We start from the raw sequence: 1,280 nt of genomic DNA, 5'->3' as shown, positions 1-1,280 counted from the left end.
GACAGCCATGGCACGTGATCGATGACGCACCTGCCTCAGGGTGGGAACACGGGCTGGAAGAGCTGTTCTTACGGATCGGGCACCGCTTCCCCCGTGTCGAGCCCAGACGTCGGATGCGGGACTACGTGCGGGGTCTGCTCGGACCGGTGGGGCGCAAGAACTCCTGGCAGCTGGCTGAGTTCGCTGGGCACTCCACACCTGACGGGCTGCAGCACCTCCTGGCGAAGAGCCGCTGGGAGGCCGACGAGATACGCGACGACCTGCAGGGTTACGTCGCCGAACACCTCGGCGCCGACGACGGCATCCTGATCATCGACGACACCGGCTTCGTCAAGAAGGGCATCACCTCAGCAGGCGTGCAACGGCAGTACTCCGGCACCGCCGGCCGCACCGAGAACTGCCAGATCGGCGTCTTCGCCGCCTACGCCACTACCCGCGGCCACGCTCTCGTCGACCGCGAGCTCTACCTCCCCAAGTCCTGGACCGAGGACCCCGAACGCTGCCGCGCCGCCCGCATCCCTCAACACCGTCTGTTCGCGACCAAGAACGAGCTGGCCCGCACCATTGTCCTGCGAGCGCAGGCCGGCCCGCTGCCCGTCGCCTGGGTCGCGGCCGATGCCGCCTACGGGCAGGACTCCCGCTTCCGACGTTTCCTGGAAGACGCCGGCCTGTCCTACGTCGTGGCTGTGCCGAAGTCCCAGCAGGTCCACGGCCCCCGCATCGAGCACCTCATCGGCCAGGCCCCCGACGAGGCATGGCAGCGGCTCTCCTGCGGCGACGGCGCCAAAGGACCGCGGCTCTACGACTGGGTTGCCGCCCGCCTGCCGGCGGTCTGGGAGTGCGACGGCGACGAGCCCACCCGGCAACGCTGGATGCTCGCCCGCCGCAGCATCACCAAGCCCGACGATCTCGCCTACTTCCTCGCATCCGCCCCCTTGGACGCCACCGTCGCCGATCTCGTGCGGATCGCCGGATGCCGCTGGAAGATCGAGGAATGCTTCCAGAGCGCGAAGAACGAATGCGGCCTGGACCAGTACGAAGTCCGCCGCTACGTCGGCTGGCACCGGCACATCACCCTCGCCATGCTCGCCCACGCGTTCCTGGCCGTCACCGCCGCCCAAGAGCGCCAAAAGGGGGAGCCGGTCACGACACACCCGACCTCGTGGACCTCACCCCCGCCGAGATCCGCCGTCTACTGGCAACTACCCACCGGAGCCCTGCTCGACAGGGCAACCACACGATGAACTGGTCCAGATGGCGCCGCCGACACCAGGCCCGGG

The 1,280-nt window shown here is 68.8% G+C and carries 1 protein-coding gene; it reads left to right on the top strand.

Features of this window, described 5'->3' with window-relative positions:
* Positions 1 to 17 precede the first annotated feature (17 nt).
* Positions 18 to 1,244: an IS701 family transposase gene (locus ACGFYH_RS37375; RefSeq protein WP_393807626.1), complete on the top strand. Its 1,227-nt coding sequence runs from the start codon at positions 18 to 20 to the stop codon at positions 1,242 to 1,244.
* Positions 1,245 to 1,280 lie beyond the last annotated feature (36 nt).

The organism is Streptomyces sp. NPDC048392 (genome assembly GCF_043200575.1).
Lineage (GTDB): Bacteria > Actinomycetota > Actinomycetes > Streptomycetales > Streptomycetaceae > Streptomyces.
This window is presented reverse-complemented; position numbering and strand designations above follow the sequence as displayed.